The following is an 18,559-nucleotide window of genomic DNA, read 5'->3' on the forward strand; positions in this document are numbered from 1 at the left end:
TTTATGCGGCAACTTCTGGGGGCAGGGGGAGGCGAAAGAGCTGACAGGCGTTGAGGGTGGTTTGCTGTTCTAATTTCAAGAGGTCACATTGTCGCAGACGGGCGACGGCTTCAGCCACAAAGCGCACATAGCTGGGTTCATTGCGTTTTTCGCCGCGTTTGGGCACAGGGGCAAGGAAGGGGCAATCCGTTTCCACCAGTAGGCGATCGCTGGGAACCATTTGTGCCGAGGCATGGATTTGTTTGGCGTTCTTAAACGTGACGGTGCCGCTAAAGCTGATAAAAAGACCCAGATCGAGAAACCACTCCGTTTCTTCGGGGGTACCGCCCCAGCAGTGCATCACTCCTTGCACCGGCCCGCGATCGCGCACAAACTGTTGAAGTAGATCCCGCGCGGCAGCGGCTGCCTCCCGACAGTGGATAATCACTGGCAGATTCAAGCTGTGGGCAACCTCCAACTGTGCCCAAAAGGCCGCTTCCTGTTCTTCGCGATTCGTGGCTTTGTAAAAATCTAAACCTGTTTCGCCAATGGCCACCACCTTGGGTTCACTGGCGGCAAGGCGGGCAATTTTTTCCTTGAGATCCGGCTGCCACTGCTCTGTATCTAGGGGATGGAGACCCACTGCCATAAAGAGTTCGGGAAAGTGCGCGGCAAGGCGCTGAATGGTGGGAAATTCACTGGGTTCAACGCAGGAGTGAACCAGCCGCACCACTCCCGCCGATCGCCAGCGTTCAGCCACTGAGTCCAGATCGGATGCGTACTCTGGAAAGTTGAGATGGACGTGGGTATCCACCAACATGGGGATTAGGCAGCCGGTTGCAGCGTTTTGTTGAGGATACGGGTCAGCCGCGCTTTACGACGGGCACCGGTGTTGCGATGGAGCACACCGCGCTTAACCGCTTTGTCAATTTTGCTAAAGGCCAAGTTGAGTCGCTGCTGGACTTCCGCCAGTTTTTCCGGAGTGGGATCGGCAGCATACTGACTAATAGCCGTCAAGTAGTTTTTAATCAGCGTCCGCACTGCCGAGCGATAGGCTTTGTTGCGAAGACGGTTGCGCTCAGCAATTTGGGCACGTTTAGCGGCAGATTTGATGTTAGCCACAGGTCACCTGATGATCAATCACACGTTAAGAACAAATAACCATTATAACCGTTGACTGAGCGATCGCAAGATCTTGGCCGCCAGCATTGCCGCCCCAAAGCCATTGTCAATATTGACGACACCAATGCCGGGGGCACAGGAGTTGAGCATTGTCAGTAGCGCTGCCAAACCGCCAAAATTCGCGCCATAGCCAATACTGGTGGGTACAGCAATCACGGGTACCGAGACTAGCCCCGCCACCACACTGGGCAGTGCCCCCTCCATGCCCGCAACCACAATGAGCACGGCCATCTCCTCTAGGCGATCGCGCACACTCAACAGCCGATGAATCCCCGCCACCCCCACATCCCAAAATCGCTCAACCCCAAATCCTGACAGTTGCAACGTCACTGCCGCTTCTTCAGCCACGGGTAGATCCGCTGTGCCGGCACAGACCAAGCCCACCGGCAGGGGAAACTGCGGCGGCAAAATGGGGGCTGTACTGCAAATCCGTGCCTTTTCAAAATAGTGCAGTCCCCCAACGCGCGATCGCACTGCCTCAAAGACTTCTGGGGAAATCCGTGTCGCCATCACACAGGGATAGTGGGGACGCATCCGCTCCAGAATCTCGACAATCTGCTGCGGGGTTTTGCCGGGTCCCCAAATCACCTCTGGAAAGCCGGTGCGCTGCTGCCGCTGGTGATCAATGCGTGCAAAATCGCCAATGGGTTCGTAGGACAGATGTTGCAGTTGGCGATAGGCGGTCTCTACGCTCAGTTGCCCTTGGGCGACTGCCGCCAAAATCTGCCGCAGTGAATCGGGCATTTAGCCTCCAATTCCCAAGCGACCCGCTAGCCCCGGCGCCATCGGGATCAAGGTAGCGGCCATCAGGAACAATAGCAGCAGACCAAGACCAGCACGGGTATCATCGGGTTCGGTGATCTCATCGAGACTGGGCTGATCCATATCCCGCTGCAACAGCAGAATCACCAACGCCCAATACAAGGCCAAGGGGTTGACGATCGCCACCAAGCCCAAGACCACAAGGGTAATAATCGTCAGTCGTTTGGCGGTTTTGGTACCGTAAATGGCTTGAATAATCCGCCCCCCATCCAGTTGTCCTGCGGGCATCAAGTTCAAGGCCGTCATGATCAAGCCCAGCCAGCCCAAAATCACAAAGGGATGCACCAGCACCACTTCACTTTGCAACTGCTGCCCCAAAAAGAGCTTGGCGATCGTCCCCACCAAAATCGAGCCTTGGAAAAAGAGGGTCGGCACCTCTAACCCCTGACTCGTGGGCGAGAGAACAAGGCCAATGGCCAACAGCAGCAGCGAAACACTACCAGCCGCGATCGCCCCTGCTGCACCAATGTCAAAGAGTTGACTGCGATTGGCAAGGAAGGATTCAATGCGGGTCATGGCCCCAAAAGTCCCCAACTGCCACGCGGGTAAAAAGATGGGCGGCCCCAAGCGTGCCCGATAGCGTTTGGCCATTAGCCAGTGACCCCCTTCCCGTATAGCGGCAATGCCAAAGAGACCCAAGGCAAAGGGGAGCGATCGCTGGAAGAGGCCAGTGGTTGGATTTCCCAGTAAGCTAAACCCCTGCAGGATGGCACTGGTCTCGAGACAGGTTCCAAGGGTGGCCACCGCCAAGAAAACCGCTGCCAGCTTCTGAAGATTGCCCGAGCGAATTGGTTCGGTCGTCATTGGTAAAATCACGACCATCGGCTTGCCCTCCCCATTGGCCACCATAAAAAGGCGATAGCGATCGGGCAAGGCGGCCTGTAGGCGTTCAGTGAGTTGCTGATGCACCACTTTGGCCTCTCCCCGCAGATTCCCCGGGCAGATCACGCCCCCTTTGTAGGGAATGTAGTCGGTGGCGAAGTAGGTATCCACGCTAAAGATACTTTGAATGGCTTGTAGGTCTTCGGCGGGAAGGCTGGGTCGTGCAGTAGGCTGGGCTGGGGTCGTCTGCTCTGTGGTGGCTTGCTCTAGTTCCGAACGGCCAGAGGGAGCAGAGGGTAGGGGCAATTCGGCGGTGGCCGCCAGCGATCGCAACCAACGGCCAAGGGCAACATAGGCCACAATCGAGAACACCAGCCCAAAGAGCACGGCAGCAAAGTTAATCACAATCCCAAAGCTGAGGCTGCCAAAAACCACTAGCCAAGGGAGCATCAGGACAAGGGTTTGCAGCCAAGCCACAATGCCCAGCTTGCCGTAGGGCAGGTTGCGGTACAGTCCCCACGCCAGTAGGGCGATCGCCCCCGCCAATAGGCCTACCGTAATAATCATGCGTTACCTCCCGCGTTTGCAAACGTTAGCGCGTGGCCATAGTGGTCAGTTGGGTCAGAACTTGACTGGCACGCTCTGTAAATTGCTGCATACCATTGGCATCAAAGCCCCGCTGTGACAATAGAGCCAAATCGTAGATATACTGACACAGCTTTTCGACCAATGCACCCGTTTCTGAGGTGCCGCTGGTTTGAATAATCGTGCCTTGGTTGAGGCTGAGGAGATTTTGCACCAAGGGATGGGCGGTATTGACAACCAAGATATGCTCCTCTGGCAACTGCGCATTGGGTTGCTGCTGCATCATCGCCATCATCTCCTGCATCCGCCGACTGGTTTCGGGCAACAGGATCATTGCCGGGGGGGCATCGGCCTTGAGGGCCTCGGTGCGAATGGTCAGTTTCGGCTTTTTCAGCACAGATTCAAAGAGCGCCTTGATCTGCTCACTGCGGGTTTTGTTGGTAGCTGGGTCAATGATTTCGCTCTCTTTGCTCTTGTCAATCAGGGTGTCATCCAGTTCAGCGTCCACCCGCAGAAACTTGACATCGCGGTAATTTTGCTCCAGCCACGGCACAAAGTGGGTATCAATGAAACTGTCCATAAACAGGACTTCAATCCCTTGGCTTTTAAGCAGTTGCACGTAGGTGGCTTGGTTCACCTCATCGGTGCAGTAATAGACGCGCTTGCCTTGGCGCTCTTGGTTGCGCTCGAGGTACTCCTTGAGGGTGGTGTAGGTTTTGCCATCCACTTGGATGCCCCCCTCACTGGCCCAGACATCCTCGCTCTCTTTGGAGATGAGTTCGGCCGTGGTGCGGTAGATGAGAATATCTTCCACCTGCTTTTTGAACTTCTCATCGTTGATGGAACCGAATTTGACAAAGGTGCCCAAGTCTTGCCACGAGCGTACGTAGGCCGCCGGGTCTTCGCGGTATAGCTCCTTCAGGCGATCGCCCACCTTTTTGGCAATGTAGTCGGCAATTTTGCGCACCGTGCGATCGTTTTGCAGGAAACTGCGGGACACATTCAGGGGAATGTCGCTGCTGTCAATGACCCCCCGCAAAGGCAGCAAAAAGCGCGGGATCACCTCTTCGCAGTTATCGCTGACAAAGACTTGGTTGCAGTAGAGCTTAATTTGCCCTTTGGTGACATCAATATCGGGGCGCAGTTTGGGAAAGTAGAGAATGCCATTGACCACAAAGGGATAGTCGGTATTGAGGTGAACCCAAAGCAGCGGGTCTTCTTGAAAGGGATAGAGATAGCGGTAAAACTCGAGATAGTCTTCTTTGCTGAGGCTATTGGGAGAACTCTTCCAAGGGGCAATTTGTTTATTAATTTGCTCACCCTCTAGCTTAATTGGCACCGGCAAAAAGTCACAGTATTTGCGCACCAATTCACGAATGCGGCCGGGTTCTAGGTACTCCAACTCACCCTCTTGCAGGGTTAGGGTGACGGTTGTCCCAACACTGGTGCGCTGACCATCGGAGAGGGTAAATTCAGTGGAACCATCACAGGTCCAATGCACGGGGACGGCACCTTCGCGGTAGGAGAGGGTATCAATTTCCACCCGTTCTGAGACCATGAAGGCGGAGTAAAAGCCAAGGCCAAAGTGACCAATGATTGCGTCTTCCCCTTCCCCTTTGTACTTTTGAACGAATTCTTCGGCACTGGAAAAGGCCACTTGGGTAATGTATTTTTTGACTTCCTCGGCGGTCATGCCAATGCCGTTGTCGGCGATCGCCAGCTTTTTGTTTTCTTTGTCAATCGTGATCGTCACTTCCGGGTGATCCACATCGCCGCTATATTCCCCAGAACGTGCCACCATCCGCAGTTTTTGGATTGCATCTACCGCATTGGAGACCAGTTCCCGCAGGAAAATCTCATGATCGGAGTAGAGCCACTTTTTAATGATTGGAAAAATGTTCTCAGTATGGATTGAAATGGTTCCCTGTTCCAACATGATGCTTCCCGTGAGTGTATTCTTGGTCAGACAACCTCTAGTGTATCGGTAGGGGTTGCCCTTGCTGTTGGTGGAAAACCGATCTCTCCATCGCCTCCCAAAGAGTGACAATGACGGTATTGGCCATCAGAAATCCTTCTGGCTGGGTCAAGTGCAGGCGATCGCCCGTCAAAGAAAGTGTCTCTGGAGACATGTTTGCCGCTGCTGCTTGTAGGGCTTCAACCCACGACATCGGAAATTCATCCGCCAGAGCAGTTAAAGAGAGGCCATCCCTGAGGCGCAAGCCCAGCATCAGGGTTTCCAACCAGCGATCCCACTGGGCATCTGGACTGACTTGATTGAGGCTCTCGGGTAAACTTTGCAGCCATTGATAGTATTCACGGCGGGTACGCGGACGGCTGAGGCGACGATGCCCGAGATAACTGGTGGCGCCCATGCCAAAGCCATAGTAGGGTTGATTGCGCCAATACACTTGATTGTGACGACAGGCAAACCCCGGTCGGGCATAATTGGAAATTTCATAGTGCTCATACCCTGCTGCTGTTAGCCTCTTGTGGGTAAGGCAGTAGGCGGCAGCGGCTTGCTCTTGAGTGGGTAGGGGGTCTGCTTCGGGTTGATAGCGTTTGCTAAAGACGGTTTTGGGTTCAATGATCAGGTCGTAGATGGATAGATGGGCAGGGTTGAGGGCGATCGCTTGCTCGAGGGAGAACTGCCAATCTGCTAAGGATTGTTGCGGCAAGCCTGAAATGAGATCCATGCTCCAGTTTGCTACCCCCGCCCTATGAAGCATCGCAACTGCCTGCTCAACATCGGCCACATCGTGACTACGGCCACATACCCGCAATAGCTCATCGTCAAAGGCCTGTACACCCAAGCTGACGCGATTCACCCCTACTTTGAGATAGCCCTGCAATTGTTTTAAGTCAAAGGTTCCCGGATCCATTTCCATAGAAATTTCTGCCCCTTGGGCAATGCCTATTTGGCGATCAAGGGCTTCCAGCAGTTGGCCAATGTATTGAGGCGGGACTAGAGACGGTGTTCCCCCCCCAAAAAAAATCGTTTGGAGTGGTGGCGGCTCAGCAGGGGTGTGGGCAATTTCTTGACAGAGTGCAGCCACATACTCTTGGATAAGTGACTCTGCCAGCGTCGGAGAATCTCCCACTACCGTAATCGGAAAGTCACAGTAGAAGCAGCGGCGCCGACAAAAGGGCAGATGAATGTATGCGGCTCTAGTCATTGTTTTCTTAACTGGTTTGTGATGAAATCTGGTCAGGCAGCCGACCTTTGGCAACCAATAACTCCCATGCCCGCAAAACAGCGACCAAATCAGAGGCAAGGCGGTATTCATTGGCTTCAGCAAAGCGCACCGTTGCGGTGGGGGTCGAGACGAGATGAATAGGCACCGGTCGCTCTAGGGGTGTGGGTACAAAGTCAAAGCCATTGAAGCGCTCAAAGCGGCGATCGCTCAACCATTGATTAAATTGACTGACTTGAGCAGGTGTCACTGTGCGTAGGGTGCGGCTGAGGGTTTCCCCGCGAGCATTGGTGGTTTGCTGCACAATCCGACCATCGTTATAAAGCAGTGTCGTTGTTGTTGAGGGTGAACGATTTCCAAAGGCATCACTTTGCCGAATCACGCGAAAACTCACGCCCTCAGGAAGGGGGGGTGGTAACTCCTCTAGACTCAGGCGTTGGGGGCGCTGAATCAGGGTACCCATCATCCGACTGCCAGCGGCATCCCAAAGAATCAGGGAACCACTGTGATTGCTGCGATAGACCCACTGCTGGGGGTAAGGCGCCTTGGGATTTGTCAGGGTAATTTCCCAACCGGGGGTTAAACGCTCAGCACAATCCACCCGCAATCCCCCCAAGCCCAAACAGCCATCAGACCAAACTTTGGGCTGAACTTGAACCACGCTAATTTGCTCTGGTTCCTCACCAAACTGCTCGGCAGCGATCGCGATCGCCCGCGTAATGATCTCTGGAGCTGGTGTTGCTGCTTGCACCACAAGAGGCACTGCCACTGCCAAGAGGGATGTCCAACCATTCATTAACAAAGTCTCTACCCTTTGACCATCATCATAAAAAAAGACCGCCCCCGATGAAGAGGCGGTTCCTTTAACTAAACGCTAGTTAGCGTTGCTCTAGGAATTAGCCGTTGATGCTAGGAGCAATCATGGCCACAGGAGCAGACTCAGCGCTGGCCAAGTCGAGGGGGAAGTTGTGAGCATTGCGCTCGTGCATCACTTCCATACCCAAGTTGGCACGGTTGATGATGTCAGCCCAGGTGTTGATCACGTTGCCTTGAGCATCCACAACGGAGTGGTTGAAGTTGAAACCGTTGAGGTTGAAGGCCATCGTGCTGATACCCAGAGCGGTGAACCAGATACCGATCACCGGCCAAGCGGCGAGGAAGAAGTGCAGCGCACGGCTGTTGTTGAAGCTGGCGTATTGGAAGATCAAGCGACCAAAGTAACCGTGGGCAGCCACAATGTTGTAGGTTTCTTCCTCTTGACCGAATTTGTAACCGTAGTTTTGAGACTCGGTTTCGGTGGTTTCACGGATCAAGCTGGAGGTCACCAGAGAACCGTGCATGGCGGAGAACAGAGCACCACCAAAGACACCAGCCACACCCAGTTGGTGGAAGGGGTGCATCAGGATGTTGTGCTCCGCTTGGAACACCAGCATGAAGTTAAAGGTACCAGAAATACCGAGGGGCATACCATCGGAGAAGCTGCCTTGACCAATGGGGTAGATCAAGAACACAGCGGTAGCGGCAGCCACAGGAGCGGAGTAGGCCACGCAGATCCAAGGACGCATACCGAGGCGGTAGCTGAGTTCCCACTCACGACCCATGTAGCAGAAGACACCGATCAAGAAGTGGAAGATGATCAGTTGGTAAGGGCCACCGTTGTAGAGCCACTCATCAAGGGAAGCAGCTTCCCAAATGGGGTAGAAGTGCAAGCCAATGGCGTTGCTGGAGGGGACAACCGCACCAGTGATGATGTTGTTGCCATAGATCAAGGAGCCAGCGACAGGCTCACGGATGCCATCGATGTCCACAGGGGGAGCAGCGATGAAAGCAATCACGAAGCAGATGGTAGCAGCGAGCAGAGTGGGGATCATCAACACACCGAACCAGCCCACATAGAGGCGGTTGTTGGTGCTGGTAACCCAGCTACAAAATTGCTCCCACAGGTTCAGTTGCTCGCGACGTTGTAAAACAGTCGTCATAGTGATAAGTCCTGTTGAACAAGATGAATGAATGTTACAAACCGTTTACACTCCCAAATCGAGTCCCTGAGAGACCTTAGGAGCACCCGCTGGTGTTGTGCAACGGAATGTAACCTTATATTAACCAATCTCTCAGGAAAATGTAAAGGGTTGTGTCTAAATTTTATATTCTGTTAATAATTTCTCAGGGATCAGGGGTGTCCTCGCGCGATCGCTGGCTGGGAATCCAAGCAATGGGTAAGGTCAATAGATAACTGGTTAAGGTGGCGATCGTAATCAAGGGCAGCATTGATGTATGGGAAATCACCGTCAGAATCACCGCCAGCCCCAAAGGTGTTTTGGTCACCACCACCGTGATTGCCGCCATCATGCCAGCCAAGGCCACACTCAAGGGTGTATTCGGGAGTGCCTCATGTACGGCCATGCCCACACAAGCACCTACAAAAAATAGGGGAAAGACGACCCCCCCACGGAAGCCCCCCCGCAGACAGAGACTCAGGGCAACCAGCTTAAAGAAAGCGACGCTCAGCAGAATGCCAATGCTGTAGCGGTTGACCACTTGGATGACTTGTTCAATTTGCCGCTCACCGTAGAACAGGGTGATCGGATGAATCAGGGCAATCAAACCAATCAGAAAACCCACCGCCACAATTAAGACAAGAGGATATTGTCGATAGGGGTTCAGCCAGCGTTGAATCTGCCGATCTACAAGGATAAAGAGTGTTCCCACCGCCGCACCAATGATGCCGAGCAACACTGCAAAGCCAATATCCTCAGGACGCAGCGTATCGTAGGCAGGGAACCGATAAATGCCACCAATGGTTGTGCCTGTAATGACCCGAAAAAGGGTAAACCCAGCAGCCGCAGAAATCAGGGCTGGAATGATTGCCTCATAAAACTCCACACTGCGGCGATGGGGGACTTCCAAAACAAACAGTGTGGCGCCGAGGGGGGACTCAAAAAACACGCCCATGCCCGCTGCCATACCGCAGAGGGTGAGAATACGGGTGCTCTCTGGGGGTAGATGCAAACGCTCCGCGAACCAACTGCCCAAGCCGCCATTGATATCAATCATGGGACTTTCAGGGCCAGCACTACTGCCAAACAGCAAAGATAGGCTAGAAGCCAATGCCATACCCGGTAGAAAGCGATAACTTAACCGACCCTCGTGGTGTAACTCTGCGATCGCATCCGCGAGTCCCTCCGTTGCCCCCAAGAATTTGACCGATAAGCCCACCAACAAGCCACCAAAGGCCGTCAAAAGCGGCATGTAAGGATAGAGGTGCGCCCACGTGCCAATGCTCACTTGGCTAGGATCAGTCCCCCACAACAGCGCAAACCCCAGCTTAAGAGCGAGATAAAAAGCCGTGGCCACGCAGCCACCAAGCAGACCAACGATTAGGGCATACAGGAGCAAACAAGAGTAAGGGCAGGAGGCTCTGGCCATAGAAGAAGAGTTAGCGGCGCCGCCACCAGACAAAAACGGCTGAGCCAAACCCGACAAGGGGCAGCAGAAAGACACTGATAATCTCTAGCCAGCGACTGGTGGTGACATTGAGTTGCAGGCGGCGATTGGTGGTTTCGCGCGGACGAATCGAGAGTGCCTTTTGGTCGCGATCGCCCAACCAGAGCACGGAATTGACAAAGAGATCACTATTAATCCCTTGGTAGGCAATCACACCATCGGTGGCGAATTCCGAATCCCCAAAGACCACCAAGCGGGCTTCCTTCGGTGGGTTATCACTCAACTGACGGGTAATCGCTACACCAATCGGCAGCGGCCCTTTGGTATCTACACCTTCAGTGAATTCAAGGTTGCCCGACTGCCAGTCGGTTTCCGCCCAAGTTTGCGGGCCCGAGAGGGCAATTTCCACAATGTCATCATCCTTCACAGGATCAATGCGAATGGCTTGCGCGCGGGGAAAGACACTCGGACCTTGGGCAAAGCGTTGAGTAATCGGGTGATTGCCATAGGTGGTGACAATAATCGTATCGGGACCGAGTCCCACCTGTTGACCCACACCAGAGCCGTCAATCACCCAGCGATTATCGAGGGTGAGTCCCCAGTTTTTCAGTAAATCATCCAGACCGGCGTTGACATCGACATCGAGCATTAGCAAAAGGCTACCACCCCGATTCAGGTACGCCTTGAGCAGATCCTGCTCCAGACGCAAAAAGGGTTGCCGCGGTCCAGCGACCACAATGACATTCGCATCCTCAGGAATTTTGCCCTTCTCCAGCAAATTCAGGGGCAGGAGTTCCACATCTCGCTGTTCGAGGAGTTTAGCCACTTCACTGAGACTGGCGGAGCCACCTGTGAGGGGAAGTTCATTGTGCCCCGTAGTGAAATAGGCACGGATCGTGCGATCGCTCGTCACCCGAATCAGGGCAGGGGTGAGGTTACTTTCGGAAAGGTCTTCATCAATGCGCTGCGTTTTCTCGCCCGCCACAACAATCACTTGCCCCACTTGAGTCACGTTGTACTTTTTAGCAAGGGCGGGTTGCTCTTGGGGGTCAATGAACTCAAATGAAAACTGGTTGTTGGCCTGACGGCGGTACTGTTCCAGCAACAGGCGATCGCGACTGGCAGCATTGGCATCAAACACCAATACCCGCACCGGCTGATCCAAAGTTTGCAGAACATCACGGGTTTCTGCCGCTAGGGTAAAGGCACGGTTTTCGGTGAGATCGATTTCAACACTGTAGCGATCGGCCAAAAAATTGACGATGCCCAATAGAGCAATCACCGCAATCACAGTCAGGATGGCATTCGTACTGGTTTGGGTGGAACGCCGCCCCCAAAACCCTGTGGAGACACGACTTTGCTGGATCAGCCACAGCAGTAGGGCAATCCCCCCCAAAGCTAAAAGGCTCAAGGGTAACCAATTCCAGCGATTGGTGACGATGCCAGCACTCAAGCCAGCAATGATCAAAAGTGGCGCCGCCCACAGCAATACCGTGGTCAATTGTTCGGGTGAGCCTAGGGCAAAGCGTTTCATGACCGGTACCCCCTAATTGCGCTGGTAACGAAAGGCATCAATGGACTGTGCCGTGAGGAAAATGCCGAGGAAAATATAACTACCAAAGACAACAAGACTACTGCTGCGAAAAATTCCCCGTGTCAGGTTGGTAAAGTGCTCTAGGGGTGAGACGTAGGTGAGGATATCACTGAGATTCCCGCCGGTATTTTTAGCCAAGACATCCAGCACCCAAAGAATCAGCAACACCGCAAATCCCAAAATGGCCGCCAAGATCGTGCTATCCGTCAACGATGAGAGAAACATCCCCAAGGAGAGAATGGCTGCTGCTAAAAGAATCAATCCGCCATTGCCCGCCAGAATGAGCCAAGGGGAGAGGGGGGGCGTACTCTGCTGGAGCGCCACAAACTGATAGACAATCACGGGCAGCAACAGCGTGGTATAAAACGTGAGCACTGCCAAGAGTTTACCCGTTGCCACACACCAGTTCGTAATCGGTGAGGTGGCTAAAAGTTCGAGGGTGCCGCGTTTGCGTTCTTCGGTGTACAGTCCCATCGAGAGCATGGGCAAAATGACTTGGGAAATGGAGCCGAGGAGTCCAAGGAAACTTTCGAGGATGAGCTTGGGAACGTCAATGGCTTGGCTCGGCGCCCCAAACTGTTGTTGCAGCAAATCCTGCTGAGCCACTTGGCTAATAATTGTCGTCATCACAACGAGGAAAAACAGGCCGCTGAGCAGCCAGAACACCCCGGCAATCACATAGTAGAAGGGGGCACTAAAGTAACTCTGGAGTTCGCGGCGATAGATGGCAAGAATGTTAGCAAGGAGGACACGCAGCCCGTGGAGGGAAACGCTAAGCACGGGCTTCTTCGGTGGTATCGCTGGGTTCTGCGGTGGGTTCATCGGTCGTTAGCTTCAAGAACACCTCCTCTAGGTTGGCACGGGAGCGGCGCATTTCAAAGAGTTGCACCCCATTTTGGACAAGGAGACTGGCGAGATCGGCACCGATTTCTGAAGGACTACTGACCTGAAGTTGCTGTCGCCCTTGGGGAGTGCTATTGCCCCATGTGATCTGTTGCAGAGCAGGCAACTGTTGGAGGAGGGATTCAATAGCGGCGCGATCGCCCACGAGTTCGAGGTCATAGGTGTAGCTACTGCTGAGGCGTTGCAGCAGTTCATCCAGTTGGCCAATGCCCGCCACTTCGCCTTTATTGATAATCACGGCGCGATCGCAGGTCATGCTCACTTCCGCCAAAATATGGGTAGAAAGGATCACTGTATGCTGTCCCGCCAAGTTTTTAATCAGGTTGCGCACCTCAATAATTTGCCGCGGATCGAGACCCACCGTGGGTTCATCCAGAATGATGGCTGGCGGATCATGAACGATCGCTTGGGCAATGCCGACCCGCTGCCGATAACCCTTCGAGAGTTTGCGAATAATGGTGCGTTGCCGATCCCAGAGGCCGCAGCTTTTGAGGGCATATTCCACCCGCTGGGGGCGATCGCCCGCACTGACGCCCTTGATGCGAGCCACAAAGTGCAAATAGCCCGCCACCGTCATTTCCGTATAGAGGGGGGGATTTTCTGGCAGATAGCCAATGCGCTGCCGCACCGCCATCGGATTCGTGTGGACTTCATAGCCTGCAATAGATGCTGTGCCACTCGTTGCCGGTAGATACCCCGCCAAAATCCGCATTGTGGTGGTTTTGCCTGCGCCATTGGGGCCAAGGAGACCGAGAATCTCACCACTGGCCGCTGAAAAGCTGACATCCCGCAGCGCGACGGTTGTACCGTAAACCTTGGTCAGGTGTTCGACCTGAATCATGGCGTTTCCTCAACTCGTTCTACGGGAAACATTGACACACAATATAGCCGTTTTCCTCATCAAATACTGAGGACTTGGATAGTGGTATTTTGGGGCAGATTGGCTGCCGATAGACTGAGGGAGGCACCCCCACTGCGGCGAACCGGGGTTCCCTCCATAACTTTCAAAAAGTCCTCTAGCCCCGTCAGATCACAATTATTGGGGTCAGCCGCTGCCGTGCGATAGTGGGAAGGAATGACCAAACGGGGTTGCAAAACTTCAATGGCTGCCTTGGCCTCCTCAGCCCTATAGGCTTTGTCACTTCCTCCCACTGGCACAATCATCACATCAGGCCGTCCCATGAGAATGCGTTGTTCAATCGTGATCGGCATGGCAATGCCGCCCATATGCAAAAGATTGATGCCCCCCTGCTGCCAGCGCCAAACCACGTTGACGCCAAAGCGCAAGCCACCGACGCGATCATGACTGGTGCGGATGCCCTGAATACTCAAACCATTGACTTTATAGGAACCGGGTTGAAAAAGCAGTTTAGGCCGACCGGGTAAGCCTTCGATGTAACCCTCGTCCAGGAGGCGACTGCTAATCATGACAATATCCGCAGTGACACGGGGAGGCCGCAATCCTTTGGTGCAACCAATGGGACGGAAGGGATTCACCAGTACCCGCTGACCACTGCCGGTGAAGAGAAAGCAGGTGTGGCCAAACCATTGCAGAGAGAGACCCCCCCCTTGGGCATGGGCTGCCCAGTGTCCACTCAGGCTGGCGATCGCCCCAATTTGTGCCCAACGCAAGAACTGCCGCCGTTCCATTTTCTCTCCCCACACTCCTATTTCCAGCTCAGTGTACCGAAAAGTGGCTGGCTCACAATGATGGACTGGACAGCCGTCGCAAAAAGTTCCGTAGCAGGTCTTTGCCGCAGGTGGTGAGAATGCTCTCCGGATGGAATTGCACCCCTTCCAGCGTCGGATAGTGGCGGTGGCGCACCCCCATAATCAGGCCATCCTCTGTCCAAGCCGTAATTTCCAATAGATCAGGGCAACTGTCACGATCAATAACAAGGCTGTGGTAGCGGGTTGCGGTAAAGGGTTGGGGCAAATTTTGGAACACCCCCACACCACTGTGGTAAATTTCTGACGTTTTGCCGTGCATGAGGGTTGGTGCGAGCGTCACCGTGCCGCCAAAAACTTCACCAATCGCTTGATGTCCCAAGCAAACCCCCAAGATGGGTAGTGTGCCAGCATAGGTGCGGATCAGGGCTTTAGAAATTCCAGCGTCCGCAGGGCGACCCGGACCAGGAGAAATCACAATACCTGCAGGGGCGAGGGCAGCGATCTCATCGAGGGTGATCTTGTCGTTGCGAAAGACGCGCAGATCCGCAGCAACTGGGAACTCCTGCGCTAGCTCTCCTAGGTACTGCACAAGGTTGTAGGTGAAGCTGTCGTAGTTATCAATAACGATAAGCAAGGGGGCAACGTCCTCTATCGTTTTTATTCTTTATGATCCTACTACCCAGAGGTTTTCTGAATGGTACGGCTCTCCTGTCGCGGACACGCTTTTGAACCTGTGGCAGCGGTGATCTTTGATAAAGATGGCACATTAGCAGATGTTGCTGAGTACTTGAAAGAGCTGGCGATCGCCCGCGCTGCGGCAGTTGCTGATCATTTCCCCAATCTCAAGCAATTGTTGCTCCAAGCCTTTGGTGTGAGGGGGGAGCACTTGGATGCAGGGGGATTGCAAGCTGTAGGAACACGGCAGGAGAATCTGATTGCCGCAGCAGCCCTTGTTGCCAGCCAAGGGGTTTCATGGATTGCCGCCCTAGAGCTGGTGAGCACCGCCTTTGAAGCAGCAGAGCTAAAATTTACAACCAAAGCAGCGTTAACCCCTCCCCTGCCGAGGGTGATTGAATTGGTACAACAGTTGCATGGAATGAACTGTGCCTTGGCGATTATTTCTGGCGATCGCAGGTCGGAAATCGAGGCTTTTTTAGACACCTATCACCTGAAGCCCTTTTTCCAATGCTGGCAGGGGGGAGATGAGCCACCCACGAAGCCCGATCCGCAGGTACTCCTGAGGGTGTGCGATCGCCTTGGGGTGCGACCCGATCAAACCGTGGTTATTGGCGATGCCGATAGTGATGGCCTCATGGCACAGCGGGGGGGTGCAGCGGGCAGCATTGGTGTTACGTGGGGTTGGCATCGGCCACCAGTGCTCAATTACTGTGATTGCATCCTTGCCTCACCCTTGGAGATGCAGATTAGTGCTGACTGAGAACTAATTAGACTCAGTGGTGATTGAGGGTTACTCGCAATGAGTCAAGCATAATTAAGGCGGTAGTGCAGATAAACCTCATTGCCCACAGGCAAGACATTCAGGAGCGTCAACCTCCCTGAGAAGGCAATCTCCTCTGGATAGAGGCTAGGCGCTACCGACCCTAGGAGGAGGGGGCAGAGGGTCAACCACAATTCGTCAATGGCAGCCATCTGCAACAGGGAGGCGAAAAGCTGTCCTCCTCCCAACACGGCCAAGGTTTGTACACCAGCCCCTTGAATGTGCCTAAACGCCTGTGGCCAGTCAATCTCCGCCACTCCAGCAGACCAACAGTGATCAAAGGCAGTGGATCCTTGCCAGCGGCTGGCGCCTTTCTCGGTGGTCAGTAAGGCACGGCGAATCGGCTGGCGAAAGAAGGGAAGATTGAAGTCTAATTCACCACGGGCAGAGCAGACAATTTGCAGCGGTTGGGGCGATCGCCCTTGGTGCTCACGCTCAGCAATCAGATGGGGAGACTGAAGGCGCATCGCTGTCCCCCCCAAACGCAATGTTGTCGCCCCAAAGAGTACCGCATCCACCTGTGCCACCTGCTGTTCAAGGTGCTGAAAGTCATAGGCCGAGGCAATGCGCTGACCCAAAGCATCGGCACGAGCAAGGCGGCCATCTAAACTACTGGCCAAAACTGCAATGGTGTAGGGGCGATAACTATTGGGTTGACTCAATGGAGCATCACTTTTTCCGTTGCTGCAGCGGACTCATCATACCACTGTAGCCAAGGCTGGGGGTTGCCATCATGGACAAAAACATGATCTGCCCTTTCTTGCACTTGCAGCTTACAACAGGGAATCGTATCGGCAAGAAGGGCACTAGCCATGGTGCCGCTGTGAACCTCCAGTTGTCCCGCTGGCGGTGATTCAAAGAAAAGCCGTTGTCCTGGAAAAACGACTCGCTCAAAATACCAATTGGGAATATTAGTAATGCGCACCACCTGAATTCTGCTAGTGGCGTTGACATAACAGCAGAGGATGCGATCGCAACTATCGCTAGGGACGGGATCAAAGATTTGCGGCATAGGAAGTAATGGTTTCTTATAGGGACGTGTCTTTACCCTTGTTAGCCTAACATTGCCAATTCGATCCAGTTGTAAACTCAACTACAGGATGGACAGTTCATCCTTTCCTTGAGTTCCCGTGATCCCCTGTTGGAAAGGCGCAAATGTGTTAAAACCTAAACAGCGATAGAGATTTATTAAGAATTTAGCGTTTCCATAGATCTTGGGCTAGCCTATGTCCCCGCGTGTCCTTTACGTCCGTCTCCCCTGCAATCCCATTTTTCCCATTGGCGTGGTTTATCTGGCTGACTACATCCACAAGCAACTGCCAAGCATCGAGCAGCGGATTTTTGATCTGGGGACGGTACCGCCCTTGGATTTTCGTCGTGCCCTTGCCCAAGTGATTGATGACTTTGAACCCACGCATCTGGTTTTTTCTTGGCGGGATATTCAAATCTATGCCCCTGTGGGGGGACGGGGCGGCAATCCACTGCAACATGCCTTTGAGGTCTATTACGCCCGCAATCCCTTGGTGAAGCTACGGGGGGCGATCGGGGGTCTGCGGGTGATGAGTGCCTACTATGGTGAACTCTGGCGAAACCTCAATTTAATCCGTTTGGGACTCCACCATGCCAAGCGTCACCATCCGCAAGTCACGACCATTGTCGGTGGCGGTGCCGTCAGTGTTTTTTATGAACAATTGGGGTCTCAATTGCCCAAAGGCACCATTGTTTCCGTTGGTGAAGGGGAAACGCTGCTGCACAAAGTCCTAACGAACCAGCCAATTGCCGGGGAGCGTTGCTACATTGCGGGTGTGGAAAAGCCCCGCGATCGCCTGATCCACGAATGGCCAACCCCCATCGAAAAAACCGCCTGCAACTACGACTATATCGAGACGACTTGGCCAGAATTTGAATACTACCTTCAGGGGGGTGACTTTTATATTGGCGTGCAAACCAAGCGCGGCTGTCCCCACAACTGCTGCTACTGCGTCTATACCGTGGTTGAAGGCAAACAGGTGCGCATCAACCCTGCTGAAGAAGTCGTCGCCGAAATGCGCCAGCTCTACAATCGCGGTGTGCGCAACTTTTGGTTTACCGATGCCCAGTTTATCCCCGCTCGCAAATTTATCCCCGACGCGATCGCCCTGCTGCAGGAAATCCTGAAAGCAGGCATGAATGATATTCACTGGGCAGCCTACATTCGTGCTGACAACCTCACCCCCGAACTGTGTGACCTGATGGTGCAAACGGGGATGAATTACTTTGAAATCGGCATTACCAGTGGCTCCCAAGAATTGGTGCGAAAAATGCGCATGGGCTATAACCTGCGCACCGTGCTGCAAAACTGCCGCGATTTGAAAGCCGCCGGCTTCAACGCCCTCGTCTCTGTGAACTACTCCTTCAATGTCATTGATGAGCGACCCGAAACCATCGCCCAGACCATTGCCTACCACCGTGAACTAGAAGGCATCTTTGGCGCTGACAAGGTGGAGCCAGCCATTTTCTTTATTGGTCTGCAACCCCACACCCATCTTGAGGCATATGCCCTTGAACACGGCATTTTGCGCCCCGGCTACAACCCTATGAGCCTGATGCCTTGGACGGCCAAGAAACTCCTCTGGAACCCAGAACCCATGGGATCCGTCTTTGGCGAAGTGTGCCTAGCGGCTTGGCGACTCAATCCCAATGACTTTGGCCGCACGGTCATGGATCTACTGGAGGAGCGATTTGGCCGTGCCCCTCTCGAGGCGGCATTGTCAGCACCCCTTGCGGAGACTCGTCTTGTGCATCGTTAAAAAAAACGCAATAAAATGACCATTCCCCCTTAGAATGTTTCCTAGATCATTTCTGGCAATGAGTTAGTAAACAGAGGAA

The 18,559-nt window shown here is 53.8% G+C and carries 18 protein-coding genes; 2 read left to right on the forward strand and 16 right to left on the reverse strand.

All coding sequences use genetic code 11. The features are described from left to right. Position 1: 1 nt before the first annotated feature. From RHI63_RS03545 to RHI63_RS03610, 14 genes are all read right to left on the reverse strand, one after another. On the reverse strand, positions 2–799 hold the full coding sequence (locus tag RHI63_RS03545) for a TatD family hydrolase (RefSeq protein ID WP_310821840.1): 798 nt from the start codon (positions 797–799) through the stop codon (positions 2–4). Positions 800–804: 5 nt separating this feature from the next. Next, positions 805–1,101, reverse strand: a complete 297-nt coding sequence (gene rpsT, locus RHI63_RS03550) for a 30S ribosomal protein S20 (RefSeq protein ID WP_149820827.1) — start codon at positions 1,099–1,101, stop codon at positions 805–807. Positions 1,102–1,143: 42 nt separating this feature from the next. Beyond that, positions 1,144–1,905 (reverse strand): nickel pincer cofactor biosynthesis protein LarB, encoded by a 762-nt coding sequence (gene larB / locus RHI63_RS03555; protein WP_310821842.1) that lies wholly within the window; start codon positions 1,903–1,905, stop codon positions 1,144–1,146. Continuing rightward, complete coding sequence (locus tag RHI63_RS03560; protein ID WP_310821843.1) at positions 1,906–3,372, reverse strand: site-2 protease family protein; 1,467 nt, start codon at positions 3,370–3,372, stop codon at positions 1,906–1,908. A 25-nt stretch (positions 3,373–3,397) separates the two neighbouring features. Beyond that, positions 3,398–5,326, reverse strand: coding sequence for a molecular chaperone HtpG (htpG, locus tag RHI63_RS03565; protein WP_206201099.1), 1,929 nt, complete (start codon positions 5,324–5,326; stop codon positions 3,398–3,400). A 37-nt stretch (positions 5,327–5,363) separates the two neighbouring features. Beyond that, positions 5,364–6,563: a radical SAM family heme chaperone HemW gene (hemW, locus tag RHI63_RS03570; protein ID WP_310821845.1), complete on the reverse strand. Its 1,200-nt coding sequence runs from the start codon at positions 6,561–6,563 to the stop codon at positions 5,364–5,366. A gap of 7 nt (positions 6,564–6,570) precedes the next feature. Then, entirely contained in the window at positions 6,571–7,377 is an 807-nt protein-coding gene (locus RHI63_RS03575) for a hypothetical protein (RefSeq protein WP_310821846.1), read from the reverse strand. A gap of 100 nt (positions 7,378–7,477) precedes the next feature. Further along, entirely contained in the window at positions 7,478–8,560 is a 1,083-nt protein-coding gene (psbA, locus tag RHI63_RS03580) for a photosystem II q(b) protein (protein WP_181495653.1), read from the reverse strand. A gap of 184 nt (positions 8,561–8,744) precedes the next feature. After that, a complete protein-coding gene (locus RHI63_RS03585) occupies positions 8,745–9,935 on the reverse strand; it encodes a chloride channel protein (RefSeq protein WP_310744821.1) in 1,191 nt (396 codons plus the stop codon). An 82-nt stretch (positions 9,936–10,017) separates the two neighbouring features. Then, positions 10,018–11,559: a Gldg family protein gene (locus RHI63_RS03590; protein WP_310821847.1), complete on the reverse strand. Its 1,542-nt coding sequence runs from the start codon at positions 11,557–11,559 to the stop codon at positions 10,018–10,020. Positions 11,560–11,571: 12 nt separating this feature from the next. Continuing rightward, on the reverse strand, positions 11,572–12,375 hold the full coding sequence (locus RHI63_RS03595; protein ID WP_190278347.1) for an ABC transporter permease: 804 nt from the start codon (positions 12,373–12,375) through the stop codon (positions 11,572–11,574). A 16-nt stretch (positions 12,376–12,391) separates the two neighbouring features. Further along, positions 12,392–13,363, reverse strand: a complete 972-nt coding sequence (locus RHI63_RS03600) for an ABC transporter ATP-binding protein (protein ID WP_302678871.1) — start codon at positions 13,361–13,363, stop codon at positions 12,392–12,394. A gap of 59 nt (positions 13,364–13,422) precedes the next feature. Then, positions 13,423–14,172, reverse strand: coding sequence for an MBL fold metallo-hydrolase (locus RHI63_RS03605; RefSeq protein WP_302678872.1), 750 nt, complete (start codon positions 14,170–14,172; stop codon positions 13,423–13,425). Positions 14,173–14,224: 52 nt separating this feature from the next. Further along, positions 14,225–14,827, reverse strand: coding sequence for an aminodeoxychorismate/anthranilate synthase component II (locus tag RHI63_RS03610; protein WP_310438085.1), 603 nt, complete (start codon positions 14,825–14,827; stop codon positions 14,225–14,227). A gap of 60 nt (positions 14,828–14,887) precedes the next feature. Between RHI63_RS03610 and RHI63_RS03615 the strand changes: the two genes are divergently transcribed. Next, complete coding sequence (locus tag RHI63_RS03615) at positions 14,888–15,631, forward strand: HAD family hydrolase (protein WP_206201106.1); 744 nt, start codon at positions 14,888–14,890, stop codon at positions 15,629–15,631. Between the two features lie 44 nt (positions 15,632–15,675). Here the strand turns inward: RHI63_RS03615 and RHI63_RS03620 are convergent, their stop codons facing one another. Next, complete coding sequence (locus tag RHI63_RS03620; RefSeq protein ID WP_225901643.1) at positions 15,676–16,353, reverse strand: RibD family protein; 678 nt, start codon at positions 16,351–16,353, stop codon at positions 15,676–15,678. Continuing rightward, positions 16,350–16,703: a DUF1830 domain-containing protein gene (locus RHI63_RS03625; RefSeq protein ID WP_302678877.1), complete on the reverse strand. Its 354-nt coding sequence runs from the start codon at positions 16,701–16,703 to the stop codon at positions 16,350–16,352. The genes RHI63_RS03620 and RHI63_RS03625 overlap by 4 nt, the downstream gene beginning before the upstream one ends. 214 nt (positions 16,704–16,917) lie before the next feature. Here RHI63_RS03625 and RHI63_RS03630 point away from each other — a divergent pair, with 214 nt between their 5' ends. Beyond that, positions 16,918–18,480 (forward strand): photosystem II high light acclimation radical SAM protein, encoded by a 1,563-nt coding sequence (locus RHI63_RS03630; RefSeq protein WP_310821848.1) that lies wholly within the window; start codon positions 16,918–16,920, stop codon positions 18,478–18,480. The last annotated feature ends 79 nt before the right edge of the window (positions 18,481–18,559 follow it).

Origin of the sequence: Thermosynechococcus sp. GLH187 (genome assembly GCF_031583395.1) — a bacterium.
Taxonomy (GTDB): domain Bacteria; phylum Cyanobacteriota; class Cyanobacteriia; order Thermosynechococcales; family Thermosynechococcaceae; genus Thermosynechococcus.

What these genes read in the sequence shown, in the direction of transcription:
- htpG (WP_206201099.1), bottom strand. Translation starts at nt 5,326, where the DNA reads ATGTTGGAACAGGGAACCATTTCAATCCATACTGAGAACATTTTTCCA.
- RHI63_RS03605 (WP_302678872.1), bottom strand. Translation starts at nt 14,172, where the DNA reads ATGGAACGGCGGCAGTTCTTGCGTTGGGCACAAATTGGGGCGATCGCC.
- RHI63_RS03575 (WP_310821846.1), bottom strand. Translation starts at nt 7,377, where the DNA reads ATGAATGGTTGGACATCCCTCTTGGCAGTGGCAGTGCCTCTTGTGGTG.
- psbA (WP_181495653.1), bottom strand. Translation starts at nt 8,560, where the DNA reads ATGACGACTGTTTTACAACGTCGCGAGCAACTGAACCTGTGGGAGCAA.
- RHI63_RS03615 (WP_206201106.1), top strand. Translation starts at nt 14,888, where the DNA reads ATGGTACGGCTCTCCTGTCGCGGACACGCTTTTGAACCTGTGGCAGCG.
- hemW (WP_310821845.1), bottom strand. Translation starts at nt 6,563, where the DNA reads ATGACTAGAGCCGCATACATTCATCTGCCCTTTTGTCGGCGCCGCTGC.
- RHI63_RS03630 (WP_310821848.1), top strand. Translation starts at nt 16,918, where the DNA reads ATGTCCCCGCGTGTCCTTTACGTCCGTCTCCCCTGCAATCCCATTTTT.
- RHI63_RS03545 (WP_310821840.1), bottom strand. Translation starts at nt 799, where the DNA reads ATGTTGGTGGATACCCACGTCCATCTCAACTTTCCAGAGTACGCATCC.
- larB (WP_310821842.1), bottom strand. Translation starts at nt 1,905, where the DNA reads ATGCCCGATTCACTGCGGCAGATTTTGGCGGCAGTCGCCCAAGGGCAA.
- RHI63_RS03600 (WP_302678871.1), bottom strand. Translation starts at nt 13,363, where the DNA reads ATGATTCAGGTCGAACACCTGACCAAGGTTTACGGTACAACCGTCGCG.
- RHI63_RS03625 (WP_302678877.1), bottom strand. Translation starts at nt 16,703, where the DNA reads ATGCCGCAAATCTTTGATCCCGTCCCTAGCGATAGTTGCGATCGCATC.
- RHI63_RS03560 (WP_310821843.1), bottom strand. Translation starts at nt 3,372, where the DNA reads ATGATTATTACGGTAGGCCTATTGGCGGGGGCGATCGCCCTACTGGCG.
- RHI63_RS03590 (WP_310821847.1), bottom strand. Translation starts at nt 11,559, where the DNA reads ATGAAACGCTTTGCCCTAGGCTCACCCGAACAATTGACCACGGTATTG.